This window comes from Desulfovibrio sp. 86, from assembly GCF_902702915.1.
In the GTDB taxonomy this organism is placed as follows: domain Bacteria; phylum Desulfobacterota; class Desulfovibrionia; order Desulfovibrionales; family Desulfovibrionaceae; genus Desulfovibrio.
The window spans coordinates 884318-901071 of the sequence record NZ_LR738849.1 but is presented as its reverse complement, the minus strand read 5'-3'; the positions used below and the strand labels follow the sequence as shown (position 1 = coordinate 901071).

General features: G+C 56.2%; 12 protein-coding genes. All 12 read right to left on the bottom strand.

What is annotated here, in order from left to right:
• Window positions 1–2: 2 nt before the first annotated feature.
• Window positions 3–1466, bottom strand: coding sequence for an ABC transporter ATP-binding protein (locus DESU86_RS03895; RefSeq protein WP_179979849.1), 1464 nt, complete (start codon window positions 1464–1466; stop codon window positions 3–5).
• Window positions 1466–2248 carry an energy-coupling factor transporter transmembrane component T gene (locus DESU86_RS03890; protein WP_179979848.1) on the bottom strand — a complete coding sequence of 261 codons (783 nt, stop codon included), beginning with the start codon at window positions 2246–2248 and terminating at the stop codon, window positions 1466–1468. Before DESU86_RS03890 ends, DESU86_RS03895 begins: the two co-directional genes overlap by 1 nt.
• Entirely contained in the window at window positions 2226–2771 is a 546-nt protein-coding gene (locus tag DESU86_RS03885; protein ID WP_179979847.1) for an MptD family putative ECF transporter S component, read from the bottom strand. Before DESU86_RS03885 ends, DESU86_RS03890 begins: the two co-directional genes overlap by 23 nt.
• Window positions 2772–2843: 72 nt before the next feature.
• Window positions 2844–4943, bottom strand: coding sequence for a TonB-dependent receptor plug domain-containing protein (locus tag DESU86_RS03880; RefSeq protein WP_179979846.1), 2100 nt, complete (start codon window positions 4941–4943; stop codon window positions 2844–2846).
• On the bottom strand, window positions 4927–6348 hold the full coding sequence (gene hutW, locus DESU86_RS03875) for a heme anaerobic degradation radical SAM methyltransferase ChuW/HutW (protein ID WP_179979845.1): 1422 nt from the start codon (window positions 6346–6348) through the stop codon (window positions 4927–4929). The genes DESU86_RS03880 and hutW overlap by 17 nt, the downstream gene beginning before the upstream one ends.
• A 593-nt stretch (window positions 6349–6941) precedes the next feature.
• Window positions 6942–8771 (bottom strand): SLC13 family permease, encoded by a 1830-nt coding sequence (locus DESU86_RS03870; protein WP_179979844.1) that lies wholly within the window; start codon window positions 8769–8771, stop codon window positions 6942–6944.
• A gap of 490 nt (window positions 8772–9261) precedes the next feature.
• Complete coding sequence (locus tag DESU86_RS03865; protein ID WP_179979843.1) at window positions 9262–10191, bottom strand: bifunctional enoyl-CoA hydratase/phosphate acetyltransferase; 930 nt, start codon at window positions 10189–10191, stop codon at window positions 9262–9264.
• A 65-nt stretch (window positions 10192–10256) separates the two neighbouring features.
• Entirely contained in the window at window positions 10257–11660 is a 1404-nt protein-coding gene (locus tag DESU86_RS03860) for an amino acid permease (RefSeq protein WP_179979842.1), read from the bottom strand.
• A 96-nt stretch (window positions 11661–11756) separates the two neighbouring features.
• Window positions 11757–12836 carry a butyrate kinase gene (gene buk, locus DESU86_RS03855; RefSeq protein ID WP_179979841.1) on the bottom strand — a complete coding sequence of 360 codons (1080 nt, stop codon included), beginning with the start codon at window positions 12834–12836 and terminating at the stop codon, window positions 11757–11759.
• Window positions 12837–12880: 44 nt separating this feature from the next.
• Complete coding sequence (locus DESU86_RS03850; protein ID WP_179979840.1) at window positions 12881–13459, bottom strand: indolepyruvate oxidoreductase subunit beta; 579 nt, start codon at window positions 13457–13459, stop codon at window positions 12881–12883.
• Window positions 13456–15234, bottom strand: a complete 1779-nt coding sequence (gene iorA / locus DESU86_RS03845; RefSeq protein WP_179979839.1) for an indolepyruvate ferredoxin oxidoreductase subunit alpha — start codon at window positions 15232–15234, stop codon at window positions 13456–13458. The genes DESU86_RS03850 and iorA overlap by 4 nt, the downstream gene beginning before the upstream one ends.
• 75 nt (window positions 15235–15309) lie before the next feature.
• The gene (locus tag DESU86_RS03840; protein WP_179979838.1) at window positions 15310–16665 is read right to left on the bottom strand and encodes a Glu/Leu/Phe/Val dehydrogenase family protein; all 1356 of its coding nucleotides are present in this window, start codon (window positions 16663–16665) and stop codon (window positions 15310–15312) included.
• Window positions 16666–16754 lie beyond the last annotated feature (89 nt).

The following is a 16754-nucleotide window of genomic DNA, read 5'->3' as shown; positions in this document are numbered from 1 at the left end:
CTCTATGCGGCCGTGGTGACGGCTTCCTGTGTGTCGGTGCGTTCCCCTTGTCCACCGGTTGCGCGTATATTCGGCGGCAGGGGCAGCCGCAGGGCATGACGGCCCATGCGGGCCAGCAGTTCAAGGTCATGCGTAATAAGCAGGATGCAGCGTCCGTCCTGCGTCTGGGATTCCAGCGCCTGCGCCAGCCGCGACATGTTTTGCCCGTCCAGACCGCTTGTGGGTTCGTCCAGAATGAGCAGGCGGGGTTTTTTGGCCAGAGCGCAGGCAATGACAAGGCGCTGTTTTTCGCCGCCGGAAAGGGACTGGGGATGACGGCTGGCAAGGGGCTCCAGGCCAAAGGCCGCCAGTAGTTTCATGGCGTCGCCGCCGCTCTTTTGCCCCGCGAGGTCAAGGCAGGTCTGCACCTCGGCCAGGGCCGTGCGCATATGCAACTGGTGGTCGGCGTTCTGCAGCACAATGCCTGTGCCCGCAAGGCGCTGGCGCGGGTTCAGGGGCAGCCCGTCCATGGTGATTTCTCCGGCCTGGGGCTGGTTCAGCCCGGCCAGCACGCGGGCCAGAGTCGTCTTGCCCGTGCCGTTGGGGCCGATGAGCGCCGTGATGCCCGAGGGCAGCGCAAAGCGGGCGTTGCAATAGAGCGGCTCCTGCCCGGTGTGGGCATAGGTCAGGTTGTGCGCCTCCACCGGGTGCTGCCCGGCAATGGAACAGGAGGGCAGGGTGTGGCGCACGTCGGGCACGCTGGCTTCACGCAGGCCGTAGCGGGCGCGCAGTTCCGCGTCGTGCAGCAGGGAGAATTCCCCCTGCTCCCGGATGTGCCCGTCCTGCATGACAATGACCCTGTCGGCCACGTCGGCCAGCCAGTACAGGCGGTGGTCCACCACAAGGATGGCCATGCCCCGCGCCTTGAGCTGTTTGAGCTGCAGGGCCAGTTCCACGGTGGATTCCGGGTCCAGATTGGCGGTGGGTTCGTCCAGAATGAGCGCCTGCGGCGTTTGCGTCCACAGGGTGGCGAGCCCCACCTTCTGCTTTTGCCCTTCGGACAGTTCATGAAGGGATGCGCCCAGCAGCGAATGCAGGCCGAATTCGCGCACCGAGCGCTTCACGGTTTCGTGCATCTGTTCCACGGGCATGCCCTGCCACTCCAGGGCAAAGGCCAGCTCGTCCTCCACGTTGAGGGCAAAGAACTGCTGTTCCGGGTCCTGAAAAAGCGTGCCCGCCTGCCGCGCCAGGTGGGGCAGATCCTGCTCCAGGGTGGAGACGCCGTTGACCAGCACCCGGCCTTCAAGTGTGCCCGCGAAATGCAGGGGGCACAGGCCGTTGGCCAGACGGATGAGCGTTGATTTGCCGCAGCCACTGGCCCCGGTGCAGAGCACCACTTCGCCGGGCTTGACGTGCAGCGAGATATGGCTCACCGCCGGATGTTCCTGAAAAGGATAGGTATAGCTGACATCTTCAAAACGCAGCATCAGCGCATACCTCCCAGGGTGGAGCCGCCCAGCGTGTACTGGCAGGCAATGGCGCCGGTCACCACAAGCAGTGCGGCGGCCAGCAGCAGGCTGTCGCGGCTGGTCCAGGCCCTTTTGCGGTAGGGGGTGAGTTTTTCGCCCATGCCAAGGCCCTTGAGTTCCGCAGCGACGCCCAGGTCTTCAGACGTGCGTAGCGAGCGGAAAAGCAGCGGCGTGAGCAACAGGCGCATGCTGAGCGCGGGATGGCGCGTCATTGTCCACGGATTCAGCCGGTAGCCGCGCATCTTGAGGGATTCCGTCACCTGCTTCACGTCGTTTATGAAGGTGGGGATGAACCGGAGGATGACGGCGGCCGGCAGATAGATGCAGAAGGGCAGCTTGAGCCCGCGCAGGGCGTCCAGCAGGTTTTGCACCCGGCTGGAAAGCGCCAGGGGCAGCACCACATGGAGCATGGTCAGCACCCGCAGAAAGGGAATGGTCAGGGATATATAGTTCATGTTGCCCATGAGCCGGGGCGAGAATTTGCCCATAATCCATACACAGCCCATGGCAATGCAGATCATGGCGGCCAGCACAGCGTAGGCGGCGAGCAGGGCCAGGGGTCTGCGCATGCACAGGGCGTAGCACAGCGACGCCCCTGCCAGCAGCAGTTGCCCTTCAAGGTTGGAGGTGACCAGGGTTCCCAGCGAGGCAAGTGCGCTCACCCCGATTTTCGCCCGCACGTCGGCCTCATACAGCCAGCCTTGCGGCAAGGGACGGTTACTGGCGTACGATGCCTGCATGGCGCAGCTCCCTGACGGCTTTTACGCCGGTAAAAAGACCGATAAGCGCGCCCACGTATCCCAGACCCACAATGGGCACGGCGGCCACAAGTATGGCGGGATTTTCACGCATGACCAGCCAGGAAATGCCCAGAGAACAGATGCGGAAGAGCAGGTCGAACACGGCCACAGCCACCAGAGGCCCCCAGGGCCGCGAGAGCCCGCCCGTCAGGGCCGCCGCCGTTTCTGCAATGAGGGCCGCCAGAAGCATGGCCGGAAGCAGCGTGAGGCTGGTTCCGAGCAGCAATGCGCTCACCAGCATGTTGATAAGCGTGAAAAGCAGCAGGGTGCCGGGTTTGCGCACCTTATAGAGCATGACTATCAAGAGTGTGGTGAAGACGAGGTTTTTCAGCAGGAGGGACACGGGGTTCATGCCTCCTCCGGCCAGAGCCACCAGCAGGGTGGAAATTTTGGCGGCTGCCGAAAATACCCCGATGACCACCAGCTCATGGGCATTCCAGTAGCGGTTGACCGTGGACTTCATGATGTAGCTCCTGGCCCGTCTCTTACATTAATTGAATATGAAATTCAATATCAAAAGAGACGGGCCCGATAATTAAAACTCTACGCTGACCTTGAGGTTGGCATGCACCCCGGGTTCGTAGATGGAATCGCCAGTATTAAGCGTATATTCCTGATTAAAGATATTGAGCACTTCGCCGACAACGGTGTACTGCTTTTCAGAGCCGAATTTTACGCCAAGCATGGCGTTGGCCGTGGTCCATGCGTCACTGGAATATGTGGTGCGGGGCGTGCCGCTTTCCAGTTCTGTCTTGCTGGCAAAGCGGATGTAGGCGTCGCCAATGATGTCGAGGCTGTCATTGACGGGGTACAGCGCACGCACGCCGGTACGGCCAGTCCATTCGGGCGTGCCGGTTTTCCATGTCTTGTATTGGTCGTTGTTGAATTCGCGCTTCATCCAGGTGACATCGACGTAGGGCGTAAAACCGAAGGGCAGGTCATAGCCCGCGCTGAACTCCACGCCGTGGGTCTTGGCCTTGCTGACGTTCTGGTAGCGATACGAGGTGTCGCTGTCCTGCATTGAAGCAATATAATCGTCAGCCACGGTATAGAAGCCCGTGAGGTCAAGGCTGAGACCGTGCGCGAAGTAGCGTGCGCCCAGTTCCCAGGTATTGGATTTTTCGGGCTTGAGGTCCTGATTGGGATATACCGTGCCGCCGCCCATGCTGGAGATGATATATTTGTCCTGCAGGTTGGGGGCGCGGAACCCTTGCGAAAAGCCCGCGCGCAGGGCCAGGTCTTTAATGCCCTGCCACATGAGCGTAACATTGAATACGGGGTTTGATTCCCATGTGTCGCCAGTGGCGCCAGCGTCAGCACTGCCGTACTGCGGTGGCATGGTCCTGCCTTTGGTGCTTACTTGAACGCGGTTATTGCCCTCCGCCGTGGTCATGTGAGAACTTACCCAGGTCTGCCGCACGCCGTAAGACAGCGTGAAGTCCCAAGGCAGCTTGCTTTCCATCAGCGCGTACAGGGCATGGGTGTCCATGTAGCCCTTGTATTTGTAGTTAGTGTCTATGAAGGTGGTTGTAAGAACACCTTTTTTGACTCCTGTGGCCGTTATCGCTTGGTCAGTCTTGGCGTCGAGACCGTCCCTGTTGAATTCATAGCCGGCGATAAGGTAGTTGTTCTCGCCAATGGCCCAGTCGGACTGAAGGCTTGCGCCCCACTGTTCGTTTTTGTTGTTGGCGTGGTTGTCCATCAGCATGGCCTCGCCCTGCTCCACATGGTTGAGCATTTTTTTCCGGTTGTGCTGCCAGAAGGCATCCATGCGCAGGCGCGGCAAAAAGGAGGTGACGTCCTTGATTTCGGCGAACACGGCGGCCTTTTTGCGTTCCCAGGGAGAAATATCGACAAAAAAGTTGGGTGTTTTTCTGTTGCCGGCGAGAATCTCGCTGTAAAACTGCTCATACAGGCCGCCCACCGTGAGATGGGGGGTGAAATCATAGCTCAGAAAAGCGGACCCGGACTGCTGCTTGAACTTGGAATGCTTGGCCTCGCCGTCAGGTGTGGACAGGTTGTGCTGATAGGTGTTGGCTCCTGTGGTCCTGTATTTAAAGCCTTCGTAGCCGCCATAGAGCGAGAGGCTTTCGTCGAAACCGCGCGTGGAGCCGTTGTAGCTTGTGGTTAACTGCCCCTGAATGGGTTTTGTGCCGCCCTTCTTGGTGATGATGTTGATGACGCCGCCCATGGCTTCGGAGCCGTACAGCACCGAGGCCGGACCCTTGATGACTTCGATTCTTTCAATCATGGCAGGGTCCACAAGCAGGGCCGAACCGTCCATGGACTTGTTTTCAGCGATCTTCTGGCCGTCGATGAGGATGAGCACGCGGTTGGGGCTCTCGCCGCGTATGGCGATGCGTTTCAAGCCCTGGGCCCCGGAATTGAGAACCTGCACGCCGGGAATATCCTGCAAGATTCCGCCCACCGTGGCTGCGGGGGAAAGCTTGATTTGCTCTTCAGTGACCACGCTTACGGCCATGGGCACGTCCAGCAGCTCTTTTTCAACGCGCGAGGCTGATACCTTGACGGTATCGGTCTGAAGAGGTTCGGCATGGGCAGGGGCGCTCCAGAACAGTGCCCCTGCCAGACCCAGGGGTAGAGCATGCCTGCGCAGACTACGCAGCAAGATCATCGTTTTCCTCCAGTACGAGTTTGAGATAATTGAGCAACAGCTGTGAAAGGTTCACCTGCCAGAACTGTCCGGCCAGAGTCAGCGTGACGCGCCCCTGATCCTGCATGACCAGACCCGCGCGCTGCCACTGGGTGAGCAGGGGAGACCAGATGGCATCAAGGGGCAGGGCAAAGCGGCCTTCAAGGGCGGACAGGTTCAGACAGCCCTGCTCCATATCTTCGGCCACGGCTCTGAACAGAAAGTAGTGGGCTGGCGGCGTTTGCAGCATGCTCAGGGGTTTGCGGCCCTCGGCCACCTGTTGCAGCCAGGATGCGTAGTCCGGGGTGTTGATGTAGAAGTTGCCGGCAAAGTTGCCGCCGCCGCCAGGGCCAAAGGCCAGGCAGTTGGCGGAACCTTTGACATAGAGGTTATACAGGTTGCGTTCTCTGGAGGTGCGCGCCCAGTGGCTGATGGAAAGGCGGCGGTAACGGGCCGTTGTCATGGTTTCCACCGAGGCGGCGAACATGGCGGACTGTTCCGGGATGGCCGCAGCGGGAGGAATGCTGCCATCCTTGATAGCCTTGCCCAGAGGGGTCTGGCCGTACACATTGAGCTGGTAGCAGTCGGCCCCGTCAAGATTGAGCGACTGGGCCATGGCTATGTCATCAAGCCAGTGCTGCATGGTCTGCCGGGGAAAGCCGTAAATAAGGTCAACAATAACGGCGGACTGGTCGTAGCTCATGAGCTGCTCAAGCCCACGGGCCATGTCTTCTCCTGTGCCAATGCGGCCCATGGAGCGCCGAATGCTGGTGTTGAAGCTCTGCACGCCGAGCGAAAAACGGTTGGCTCCGCCAGCAAAGCAGGCTTCCATCTTGCGGGCGTCAAAGTTGGTCAACCGGCCCTCAACGGTCACTTCGCAGTCATGGGCCAGGGGCAGGGTCTCACGCGCGGCCTTGAGTATCCGTTCCAGGTCATGGGCTTCCAGGGCCGTGGGCGTGCCGCCGCCAAGGTAAAGGGCGTGCACCGGCGCGCTCTGCACAGCGGGGCTGTCGCGCCACAAGGCCAGTTCGGCCAGCAGGGCGTCGGTATAGTACCGACTTTCGTCGGTCCGGTAGGGTTTGTTGTAAAACCCGCAGTACAGGCAGTGGGTCTGGCAAAAGGGCACATGAATATAGGCCACGGTTTTCCCGGCCAGAGGTTTTTGCAGCAGGCCGTCAAGCGCTGACTGCATTTCCGCGTCAGACGTGGTGTTGCCGCCCAGACCAGGATGAACGGCGATTTTGCCCTCAAAGGCGTGGGAGAGCGAAGAGACCCCTTCTTTGGCGAAGAACTTTTCAGGATCCGGCCGCGTGAGCGAATTCAGAGTAGATGACTTGGTAATGCCGGTCTGCGTGGCATTGGATGAGCCGTGCGTATGGAGGTGCATGATTTTTCCTTTGCGGGTTGGGCTGTCCGCCAAGTTAGTCTTGTCTAATTTGTTTAGGTGAGTCTACAAAAATGAAATCGAATGTCAATTGCTTTTTGAATAAAAAGCGCGCAAATATTTTTTGTCTGTGAATTCAAAGAGATGGGATTAATGGCATACAAGGGGAATGTATTTGCTGTTTCAGGTGTTTTTTGTCGGCTGATCTGATGCCTCAAACCATGGCGCTCCTAGCGGGAGGCGGCCAAAGCCGAACCCTTCGCGCATTGGTCGAATGGCCGCAACGCAAAAGACCTCCTGTTGTCAGGAGGTCTTTTGCGTTGCAAGCGGGATGTCGTGTTACAGTAAGCAGCGCCCGGAAGTTGTTGCAGATTGAGCGCAGCTACACGTTGTGATGGTGTGCTGCCGGGCAGCTTCACTCTCTGAAACCCCGGCTCGGATCGGTAAAACACCGTACACTATACTAGCGCACAATAAGAGTTTTAGGGGGTGGGGGTGTGGGTGAGGGACCCTTTTGCAAAAGGGCCCCTCACCCACAAGGCATTTCAACCTGACCACGCCCCCAAAGACGTTGCTATTAAAGGCCGAGCGGTTGATCACCGCAAATAGAAGAACCAGCATAGCGCCAGCGTTGCCAGCAGGGAGAGGACAAGCAGCGGGGTGCCGACCTTGGCGTAGTCCTTGGCCACGTATCCGCCGGGATCGCGCACCAGCAGATGCACGGCGGACCCAAGCGGAGACACAAAGACGGCGGAACTGGCAATGGCCACGGTCATGGCGCAGGCCTGCGGGCTGATGCCAAGTTTCAGGCCGATATCAACCGCCATGGGGGCCACAAGCACGGCGACCGCCGTACCGGAAAGAAAGAAGCCCAGTATGGCCGTGATGAGAAACAGGCTCGCCAGAACCATGAAAGGCCCGCTGCCTGAAAGAAGGCCGATAAAACCGTCCGAAGCCAACGACAGCAGCCCTGTTTTCTGCAAGGCCAGAACAAGGGGCAGAATTCCCGCGAGCATTACCACGGTCTGCCAGTCCACCACTTCATAGATGGAGTTCATGGGCGCGCAGTACGCGAGCACCAGGGCGGCTGTGCCGGCAAGGATGGCGGTTACCGGGGGCAGCAGGCCGGAGGCCATGGCCGCGACCATAACGCCCAGAATGGCCAGGGTGACTTTTTCCTTTTGCGGCGCGGGAACAACCTCTTTGTAGTCCTGGGGCAGGGTGAGCAGCAGGTACTGGCTCTTGTTGCGTTCCATGCGCAGGATGTCAGCCCATGCGCCGCAGACCAGCAGCACGTCGCCAAATTTCAGCGGAATGTCCGCCAGTTCTTCGGTCTGGGTTTTGCCCTTGCGGCGGATGCCCAGCACCATGCTTTGAAACGTGGTCTGAAAAAGGGTTTCCTTGAGCGACTTGCCGATAAGTGAGGATTCGGGGTTGAGCATCACTTCCGCAAGGCCCACCACCTGAAAAAAGCTTTTTCGCCTGGAGGCAGGGGCGGAAACCCGTTCCAGCGAAAACTCCTTGATAAAGGCCTGCGACTGTGCGTCGGTGCCGATGAGCATGAGCAGATCACCTGCCTGCAACACCATTTCGGGTTTTGCGGCGGTGATGACCCGTTTACGTCCTTGCCCGGCGCTTTCCACCGCCAGCAGGGTAATGCCGAAGCGCGCGCTGAGCTGCATGCGCGCGACGCTGCGGTCCACAAGGTCGGAACCTCTTGGGATGTGCAAGAAAGACAAGCTCTTGTTGATTTCGTGGTAGCGCAGCAAGTCGTCAATGGAAAGACCCTTTTTCTGCTCCGCGGGCGCGACCTTGGGGGCCAGCATGTTCTGGCCGAACAGCATCATGAAGCCAATGGCCAGTGCCAGAATCACTATGCCAAAAGGCGTGAAGCTGAAGAATCCCAGCGTCTCCGCGCCGCGCTCGCGCAGAATGCCGTTGACGATGATGTTGGGGGTGGTGGCTACCAGGGTCATCATGCCGCTGATGAGGGAGGCGAAAGCCAGGGGCATGAGCAGGCGTTTGGGATTGATGCGGGTTTTTTCCGCCACGGCAAGGGTAATGGGAATAAAGATGGCGGCCGTGGCCGTGGAACTCATGAATGCGCCCACCGAGGCTGACGCGCCCATAATCATGGTCAGCAGGCGTTTTTCGTTTCTGCCGCCGCGCCGGATGATGAAGTCGCCCACGCGTTGCGCGACGCCGGTGTGCAGTATGGCTTTGCCAACGATGAACATGCAACTGATGATGATAACCGTGGGGCTGGAAAAACCCGAAAGCGATTCCTGCACCGTGAGTACGCCGCTGAATGTCAGCGCCAGAACTATAAGGATGCCGATCACGTCATTGCGTATAACTTCCGTGACAAGAAGAATGACGGCCCCCGCAAGGATTGCGAGGGTGGCGGCCATGTCAAAGGTAAGCATGAAAAAACTCCGGGGCCAATAAAAGTATGCAGGGACTGCCAGAATGTGCCCGGCGCCCCTGAAGAGGTTGCGGTATGCCGTTGTGGCGGTATGGAGCTGCCTGTCCGGGCGCCGCGCGTCGGATGCCGGACTTCGGATGCCGGACTTCGGATACGGTGACGCCGGAACCGATCTTGTAATCTTCCCCCAAAAAGCCGCCAAATACAAGCCGGGGGGCTGGTTGGCGCGACTTTGGGGATGTTTTGGCGCTGTTTGGGCATTGGCGGGGTCGGCCAAATTCTTAGGCGCAGGAGCAGATGCCTACTGCGGTGGCGTGATGCCGGAAGCGCTGCATCTGGCCTCCCTTCAGATCAGGAAACCCGCTGTACTCTTATACTGACGTACAACAAGAGTTTTAGTGGGTGGGGGCGTGGGGGAGGCGACCCTTTTGCAAAAGGGTCCCTCCCCCACAAAGCATTCTCCACAAAACATTCCCCACAACAAACTTCATTTACCCAAGATTTTTGATTTTTCTGGCGCTGAAGGCGGCGGAGATGACAATGGAGAGATATTTTTCTTCCATAGATGAAGAGCGTGACGTGAGCACGATGGGCACGGAAGCGCCCACAACCACGCCAGCCATTCTGCCTCCGGCCATTTCGAGCAGTATTTTGGCGATGCAGTTGCCGCAACACAGGTCAGGCACAAGCAGAATATCCGCTTCGCCCGCCACTTCACTGACGAAATCCTTTTGTCGGGCTTTTTCTTTGGAAAGGGCGATGTCAACGGCAATGGGGCCTTCCACCACGCAATCCCTGATCTCGCCCTTGCGGTTCATTTCTTTGAGGGCCGCCGCGTCCACGGTTTCTTTCATCTTGGGATTAACCTTTTCAATGCCCGCGAGAACGGCCACCTTGGGCCTGTTGTAGCCCATGGTCAGCAGCATGTTGACCGCGTGATCCATGATGGTCTTTTTCTGCTCCAGGGTGGGGTAGACGACCATACCGCCGTCCGTGATGGCGATCATTTTGTGGTAGCTGGGCACCTCGATGTAGCTGATGTGGCTGATCAGCCTGCCGCGCGTGAGGCCGTGCTCCTTGCTGACGACGGCCTTGAGCAGGGCGCTGCTTTCAATATGCCCCTTCATGAGATAGTCGGCCTTGCCCTCGCGTATGAGCGAAACGGCCAGCGCCGCGGCCTTGTCGTTGTCAGGCTCATGATGCACGGGAACCCTGGTCAGATCCATGCCCGCAGCTTCAGCCAGGGGTTCGATTTTTGCTCTGTCGCCCACAAGAATGGGGGCCACTGTTGCGTGCGCGGCGGCTTTCTGGGCTGCCTCAAGAGCGTGGGCATCGTCCGCACAGACAATCACCAGCCGTTCCGGGTGCGGAAACTCGGAAACGTTTGCAATGACTTCATCCCAGTTTTTATAATACTCCATTTTGATAGCTCCAGTGATGGGTGGATAGAGGTAAAACGTGCTACGCTGGGCCTTTCAGAGCCGCGTTACTTGTTGCGTTTGGATATCCGGTAACCAACGTACACAAGGGCAATCCAGATGGGTACCGCAATAACTGCACTGCGCATACCCATTTGCGGAGTGGCCATGATGGACAACACAACGATGACAGCAAGTAAGCAGAAGTAGTTGCTGTATGGGTAGAGAATGGCAGGGAAGGATGTCTTAATGCCTTCCTTGTCCATTTTACGTCTGAAAAAGAGATGAGCCAGGCTGATCATGGCCCAGTTGATGACCAGAGCCGAAACCACAACAGACATGGCCGTGTGGAAGGCGTCGATCCAGCTTGGCATGAAATAGTTGAGGGGGACAACGCAGAATGTCACCACACCAGCCAGAAGCATGGCCGCGTATGGAACGCCGCGCTTGTCGGTACGGGCAAAGAAGGCGGGTGCATTTTTTTGCAGAGCAAGGCCGTACAACATGCGGCTTGTACAGTAAACGGCACTGTTATAAACGGAAAGTGCCGCTGTAAGTACCACGAAATTGAGCACATGCGCCACATTTTTAAAGCCAATTTTGCTGAAAATGATTACAAAGGGACTGTCTGTGGCGTGGAGGCTGCTCCAGTGATACAGCGATAGCAAAATGCCAACAGTGCCGATATAGAAAATAAGAATTCGGTAAATAACCTGATTGATGGCCTTGGGGATAACTTTTTTGGGATCATCTGCTTCTGCCGCCGTGATGCCGACGAGTTCCAGGCCACCAAAAGCAAACATGATGATGGGTACAGCCAGTATCAATCCCCCAATGCCCTTGGGGAAGAATCCTCCATACGCCGGGTCGCCTGCGTGTGCACCCACGGTGGGGGGCATCCAAAGATTTCTGACGGTAGCGCCGGGAACCAGGTCGGGCTGAAGTAACAAAATGTAACCACCAATGGCGATCATGCCACAGATAGCCAGAATTTTGATGAGCGCAAACCAGAATTCCATTTCGCCAAAAGCCTTGACTGTGGCGAGGTTGATCAGGTTGATGGCAACGAAAAAGAACAGGGTAGTTTTCCACGTTTCAAGTCCCGGATACCAGTACTGCATATATGCCGCAGCTGCCGTCAGCTCCGAGATTCCCACCATAACGTAGAGTATCCAGTAGTTCCAGCCGGATAAAAAGCCTGGGAAATCTCCCCAATACTTGTAGGCAAAATAGCTGAAAGAACCAGCAACAGGCTCTTCAGTAACCATGTCGCCCAGGTGACGTACAATAAGAAAAACCAACAAGCCAGCAATGGCATAGCCAAGAAGAACCGAGGGGCCAGCTGAAAAAATGGCTCCCCCAATACCGAGGAACAGGCCTGTGCCAACGGCACCACCAAGCGCGATCAACTGAATATGTCTATTGTTGAGTCCCCGTTGTAGCGAAGTATCAGACTTTTGAAGATCACTCATACGCGCTCCGTCTTGATTAGGGTGGGGCAAAAAAATTTTGTGCCGTTCTTTTCCCTTTGGGGAACGGGCTCAAAATGTGCCCAATGGGGGGTGCGACTATGTTGCGTTAACCTCTTCAGGAAAGACATTTGCTTTTTCTGTTTTTTTTAGCATCCGTAAGGCACCAGCAGCCAGAGCTGCCATTTCATTTTCGCCTGGCATGCAAACAACAGGGGCAATATGCCTGACACGCTTTGTTACTTGTTCGACGATCATGTTGGAATATGCCAGACCGCCTGTCAGAATGATGGCCTCGACATTGCCGAATACAACCGTGGAAAGTCCGGCCAACGCTTTGGCAATGTTGAGTATCATTGCTTCATACACAAGCGCTGCCTGGGCGTCGCCCTGACGGATGCTTTCTTCGATTTCTCTGGCGTCGGTAGTGTGGCAATGGGCGATGAGGCCAGACTGCCCCCGGAACTTGCGCATGAAGGCTTTGGCATCAAGCCCGGCTTCCAGAACATAGTTCATGAGTGCAAAGGAAGGTATGCCGCCGACACGTTCGGGAGAAAATGGTCCTTCGTCATCAGAGACCATGTCGATCATCTTGCCGTGGTCATGCAGGGTGAATGAAAATCCGCCACCCAGATGTCCTACAATCAAGGTCAGATCGGTATACTTTTTACCCCGTTCTTCCGCGTATTTTATGGCACAGGCTCGCATGTTAAGGTTGTGCGCCATGCCGCGCCGCTGTATTGAGGGCAGCCCGGTAACACGGGTTACGGGGATCATCTCGTCTACTGTTACAGGATCATATATATACGCGTTAACCCCGGCTTTATCCGCCACGCCCTTGGCAAGAAAGGCTCCAAGGTTGGAGGCGTGTTCTCCTCTGGGGGCGCGGCGCAGATACTCCAGCATCTTCTCGTCAACCAGATATGCCCCGGCATCTAAAGCCGGCAACAGCCCCCCGCGTCCAACAACCACGTCAATGCTGTCCAGTGGCACACTATGCTTTTCGAGCGCTGCCAGAATAAGCTCAAACCGGAATGAATACTGGTCGATGATCGAACTGTACGCAGACAATTCACCGGGCGTATGCGTTATATTCTCCGTAAATAAAGGAGACGCATCTTTGTATACCGCTATCTTGGTACTTGTTGATCCGGGGTTGATGGCGAGGATGTGCGGCATGGTATCTCCCAGGTCTTGTAATGCTTGTACGGAGTTGCTTTTGGCTAGGTGGACAGTTCAAACCCACGGGTAAAGGCTTGCAGGTTCACTTCCTTGGCTTTGGCGGGAACCATCTGTGAAATGCAGGCGTTCCAGTCAACCTTTGGAAGATTCATGGCCCGCACAAGGGCCCCCAGCAAAACCACATTCTGCACCCGTGGATTGCCAAGCTGTGTTGCGATTTCTTCAGCGTTGATCACCAGTGTGCTTGGTGTTGCTGCTTTAAGAAGTTCCAAGGCATCATCAGGGTACTGTTCTTTTCCTGAGGCAATGGGCATTGAATATATTTCGTGGTTATTGACCACAAGGGTGCCCCCGCGTTTAAGAAAAGGCAGGGCACGCAGGGCTTCCATTTTTTCGAAGGCGGCCACATAGTCGGCTTCGCCCAAACCTATGCCAGGGGCATAAACTTTTTGACCAAAGCGGATCTGCGTGGTGACGCTACCGCCGCGCTGAGCCATGCCGTGGATTTCAGACATTTTTACATCATGCCCACACTGCATCAGTCCGGCGGCAAGAATGTTTGAAAACAGCAAGGCTCCTTGCCCGCCGACGCCTATGAGCAATAAGCTTTGGGTTTTCATTGTGCAATCTCCTCGTCACGGGTTATGACGCCGAAGGGGCATACTTGCATGCAGTATCCACAACCAATGCAGGCCGTAGCATCAATCTGAGAATATCCCTCAGCATGCATAGAAATGGCGGGGCAGCCAACACTGAGGCACGTTTTGCATTTTTTACATTTTTCAATATTGACTGAATACGGCGCTTTAACAATGCTCTTGCGCAGTGAACGGATCAACACACAGGGCCGTTTTGTTATAATGACAGAGAAGCCTTCCGTAGCAATCGCTTCGTCCAGCGCCTCGCCAACCGCCTTCATATCCAGCGGATCAACAACGGTTATTTTTGACCGGGGAACGCCCATACCTTCAATGACGCTTTGAATATCGACTTTTGTGGCAGGCTGACCCTGAACATCCACGACAGTCCCTGCATTTTCCTGATGGCCGGTCATTGCCGTGATGCTGTTGTCCAGCACGCAGAAGCAGACATTGGCGTTGCTATGGATGGCGTCCACCATGCCAGTCATGCCAGAATGGAAAAACGTGGAGTCACCAACAACACCAAAGATCTTTCTGGTGTCGCCAGCAGCCTTCATTGCTTCAGCCATACCAAGGGCAATGGAGAAGCCGCCGCCCATACAAACGACAGTGTCCATGCCGTTAAGTGGTTGCTGGATACCCAGTGTGTAGCAGCCAATGTCGCCACAGGAGAGTATTTTCTTTTTCTTTTTGCCAATCATGTGGAAAAAGCCGCGGTGCGGGCAGCCAGCACAGAGCACTGGTGGGCGCCCGGGAACGGCAATGGCTTCGCAGCCTTCCGGGCTGGTAGAGGGGAAAAACGCTTCGCGCAGGGTGTGCAAGCTCAGTTCGCCGGTTATGGGCAGCATATCCTTGCCGTGGCAGGTATGGCCAAGCGCTTTTACCGCTGTTTCCAGATATGGCTCGCCTTCTTCAATCACGTAGATTTTGTCTACGGAGCGAGCAAAGGAATCGATAAGATCATGCGGCAGCGGATTGGTAAGACCCAGCTTGAGGAAAGCTGCCTTGTCGCCAAAAAGCTCTTTGGCATACAGGTAGGAAACACCACTGGTTATAATGCCGATGCTCTTGTCGGAACCCCGTTCAATGCGATTATAGGGGCAGTGATTTCCGTACTGCTCAATATCACGCATCCTTTGTTCAACAACCACATGGCGTGGGCGTGAATGGGCCGGCAGCATGGCATTTTTGGCGGGGTTACGCTCATATTTGATCGGGGGGATTTCTTCGCGTGTTCCCTCTGCCACCATGCTTTTTGAATGGCAGATGCGGGTTGTCAGGCGCAGAAGCACTGGCGTATCAAAGCGCTCACTCAGGGCGAAAGCCTCTTTGGTAAATTCCAGACATTCCTGGCTGTCAGAAGGCTCAAGCATGAGCACCTTGGCCAAGGGAGCGTACAGGCGATTATCTTGTTCATTCTGCGAGCTGTAACAGCCCGGATCGTCAGCAGAAACAATAACCAGGCCGCCCAGTGCGCCAATGTAGCCCATAGTCAGAAGAGGGTCGGCCGCGACATTCAAGCCAACGTGCTTCATCGCGGCTAGCGCTCTGATGCCGCCTATGGATGCGCCTGAAGCAACTTCAAGCGCAACTTTTTCATTGGTTGTCCAACGTGAATTGATTTCGGCGTACTGTGAAATGTTTTCAAGGATTTCAGTGCTGGGCGTCCCCGGATAGGCCGCCGCTACCCGACAGCAGGCCTCGAATGCACCGCGGGCGACAGCTTCATTACCGCTCATCAGTTTTTTTGTCATAACATGCTCTCGCGTTCGTTGGGATGTGCTGCCCCACGCAGCGAAACAATGCCGCTGCGTGGGGCAAGATTGACCTTAGACGGCATGCCAGGCTGGCTTGGTGTCATAAATAGCTTCGGATGCTACCTTGTAGCAGCGTTCTGTGGGGGTAATGCCCAAGCGTTTGGCCTCTTCGAGGTTGGTCCGCGTGTTTTCACCGCAGATCTTGTCGATCTTTTTGTAAAGAGCCTCCTTGCTGGCTTTTTCCTGGTGCAAATACTCTTCAAAGGCGCACATGACGCCAGCCACGTTGTGGAACCATTCCACCTGGAACAGAATGCCCTTGGCCGCAAGCTTGCGGGCAAGGGCTATTTCTTCTTCAGGGCTGGATGCTTTGATCTGGTTGTTGCCTGGCCCGATGATGATTTTGGCGCGCAGTTTGTCCAGGTTGTCGTCGCTGAAAAGACCGCCGATGGCGGCCGGAGCCAGCAAATCCACATCCTGGTAAATAATTTCGTCTGTCGGAACAACCTTGATGGAATGGTTGGGGTATAGCGTCAGCAGTTTTTCAATAGCCTTGGGTGAAATGTCGCTTACGGTCAGTTTGGCGCCTTCTTCAAGGTAGTGCTTGGCAAGGGGAAAGCCCACAGCGCCCAAACCCATGATAGCCACGGTTTTGCCTGCCCAGGAAGGGGAGCCGAAGACCATTCTTGCGGCTTCCTTGGAGGCAATGAAGCTGCCATAGGCAGTGGGGGTTCCCGATTCGCCCAAGGGACCCTTGGGGTCGCCGGTAAATTTCAGGGTGAAGTGCTGGTTCATCGGGTGCACCATATTGGTGGGCATGCGCATGTCCGGGCCTGCATTGTCGCGGGTGCGATCCAGTGCATAGGCAAGGAATCCGATGTTGGCCAGGTTGTTCACATCCAGTTCATCTTGCTGCACGGTACATTTTGCGCCACCCATAGGCAGGCCACCCGCAAAGTTTTTGAAGGCCATTGCGCGGCCGAGATTCATGCCGTCTACGAGCATCTCTATTTCATCTTCTTCGCGCGGGTGACGACGCAGAGCACCCATAACCACACAGTCAAGCCTGTTGTTGAGCCCCCTGCGCAGGCTATGGATGTTGCTGACAAACCTTACGTCTTCTTTCTTCCAGTAGTAGAAGTCTTCCATAAGGTTGCGGCCACTGGCCATGATGGCGATGATCTGGTCGAGGTATGCTTCGATCTTATGCTTGCGGAAAAGGGCGCGAGTGTCGTCAGTGCCGTAGTAGTGGGCGCTGGGAGTAAGGATGTGATAGGCGGTAAACGTTTTATTGTACTGGGTCCAGTCTATGTCTTCATCCCATTCTTTGGCTGCATACAGACAAGATGTTCCAGTGTGCCAGTCATATTGAATTTTCAGGTTGGTCAAGTCTTCTTCACACATAAGGTCAAAGACGCTGTTACGCATAAGAGCACCATCCTTTTTGTAAGGCACCCTGCGGTTCGTCGGGCGCCCGAGTGTTAGTACCTCTTTTTTCGCCACCTATTCAAACAAAC

What these genes read in the sequence shown, in the direction of transcription:
- DESU86_RS03865 (WP_179979843.1), bottom strand. Translation starts at nt 10,191, where the DNA reads ATGGAGTATTATAAAAACTGGGATGAAGTCATTGCAAACGTTTCCGAG.
- buk (WP_179979841.1), bottom strand. Translation starts at nt 12,836, where the DNA reads ATGCCGCACATCCTCGCCATCAACCCCGGATCAACAAGTACCAAGATA.
- DESU86_RS03870 (WP_179979844.1), bottom strand. Translation starts at nt 8,771, where the DNA reads ATGCTTACCTTTGACATGGCCGCCACCCTCGCAATCCTTGCGGGGGCC.
- hutW (WP_179979845.1), bottom strand. Translation starts at nt 6,348, where the DNA reads ATGCACCTCCATACGCACGGCTCATCCAATGCCACGCAGACCGGCATT.
- DESU86_RS03885 (WP_179979847.1), bottom strand. Translation starts at nt 2,771, where the DNA reads ATGAAGTCCACGGTCAACCGCTACTGGAATGCCCATGAGCTGGTGGTC.
- DESU86_RS03860 (WP_179979842.1), bottom strand. Translation starts at nt 11,660, where the DNA reads ATGAGTGATCTTCAAAAGTCTGATACTTCGCTACAACGGGGACTCAAC.
- DESU86_RS03895 (WP_179979849.1), bottom strand. Translation starts at nt 1,466, where the DNA reads ATGCTGCGTTTTGAAGATGTCAGCTATACCTATCCTTTTCAGGAACAT.
- iorA (WP_179979839.1), bottom strand. Translation starts at nt 15,234, where the DNA reads ATGACAAAAAAACTGATGAGCGGTAATGAAGCTGTCGCCCGCGGTGCA.
- DESU86_RS03880 (WP_179979846.1), bottom strand. Translation starts at nt 4,943, where the DNA reads ATGATCTTGCTGCGTAGTCTGCGCAGGCATGCTCTACCCCTGGGTCTG.
- DESU86_RS03890 (WP_179979848.1), bottom strand. Translation starts at nt 2,248, where the DNA reads ATGCAGGCATCGTACGCCAGTAACCGTCCCTTGCCGCAAGGCTGGCTG.
- DESU86_RS03850 (WP_179979840.1), bottom strand. Translation starts at nt 13,459, where the DNA reads ATGAAAACCCAAAGCTTATTGCTCATAGGCGTCGGCGGGCAAGGAGCC.
- DESU86_RS03840 (WP_179979838.1), bottom strand. Translation starts at nt 16,665, where the DNA reads ATGCGTAACAGCGTCTTTGACCTTATGTGTGAAGAAGACTTGACCAAC.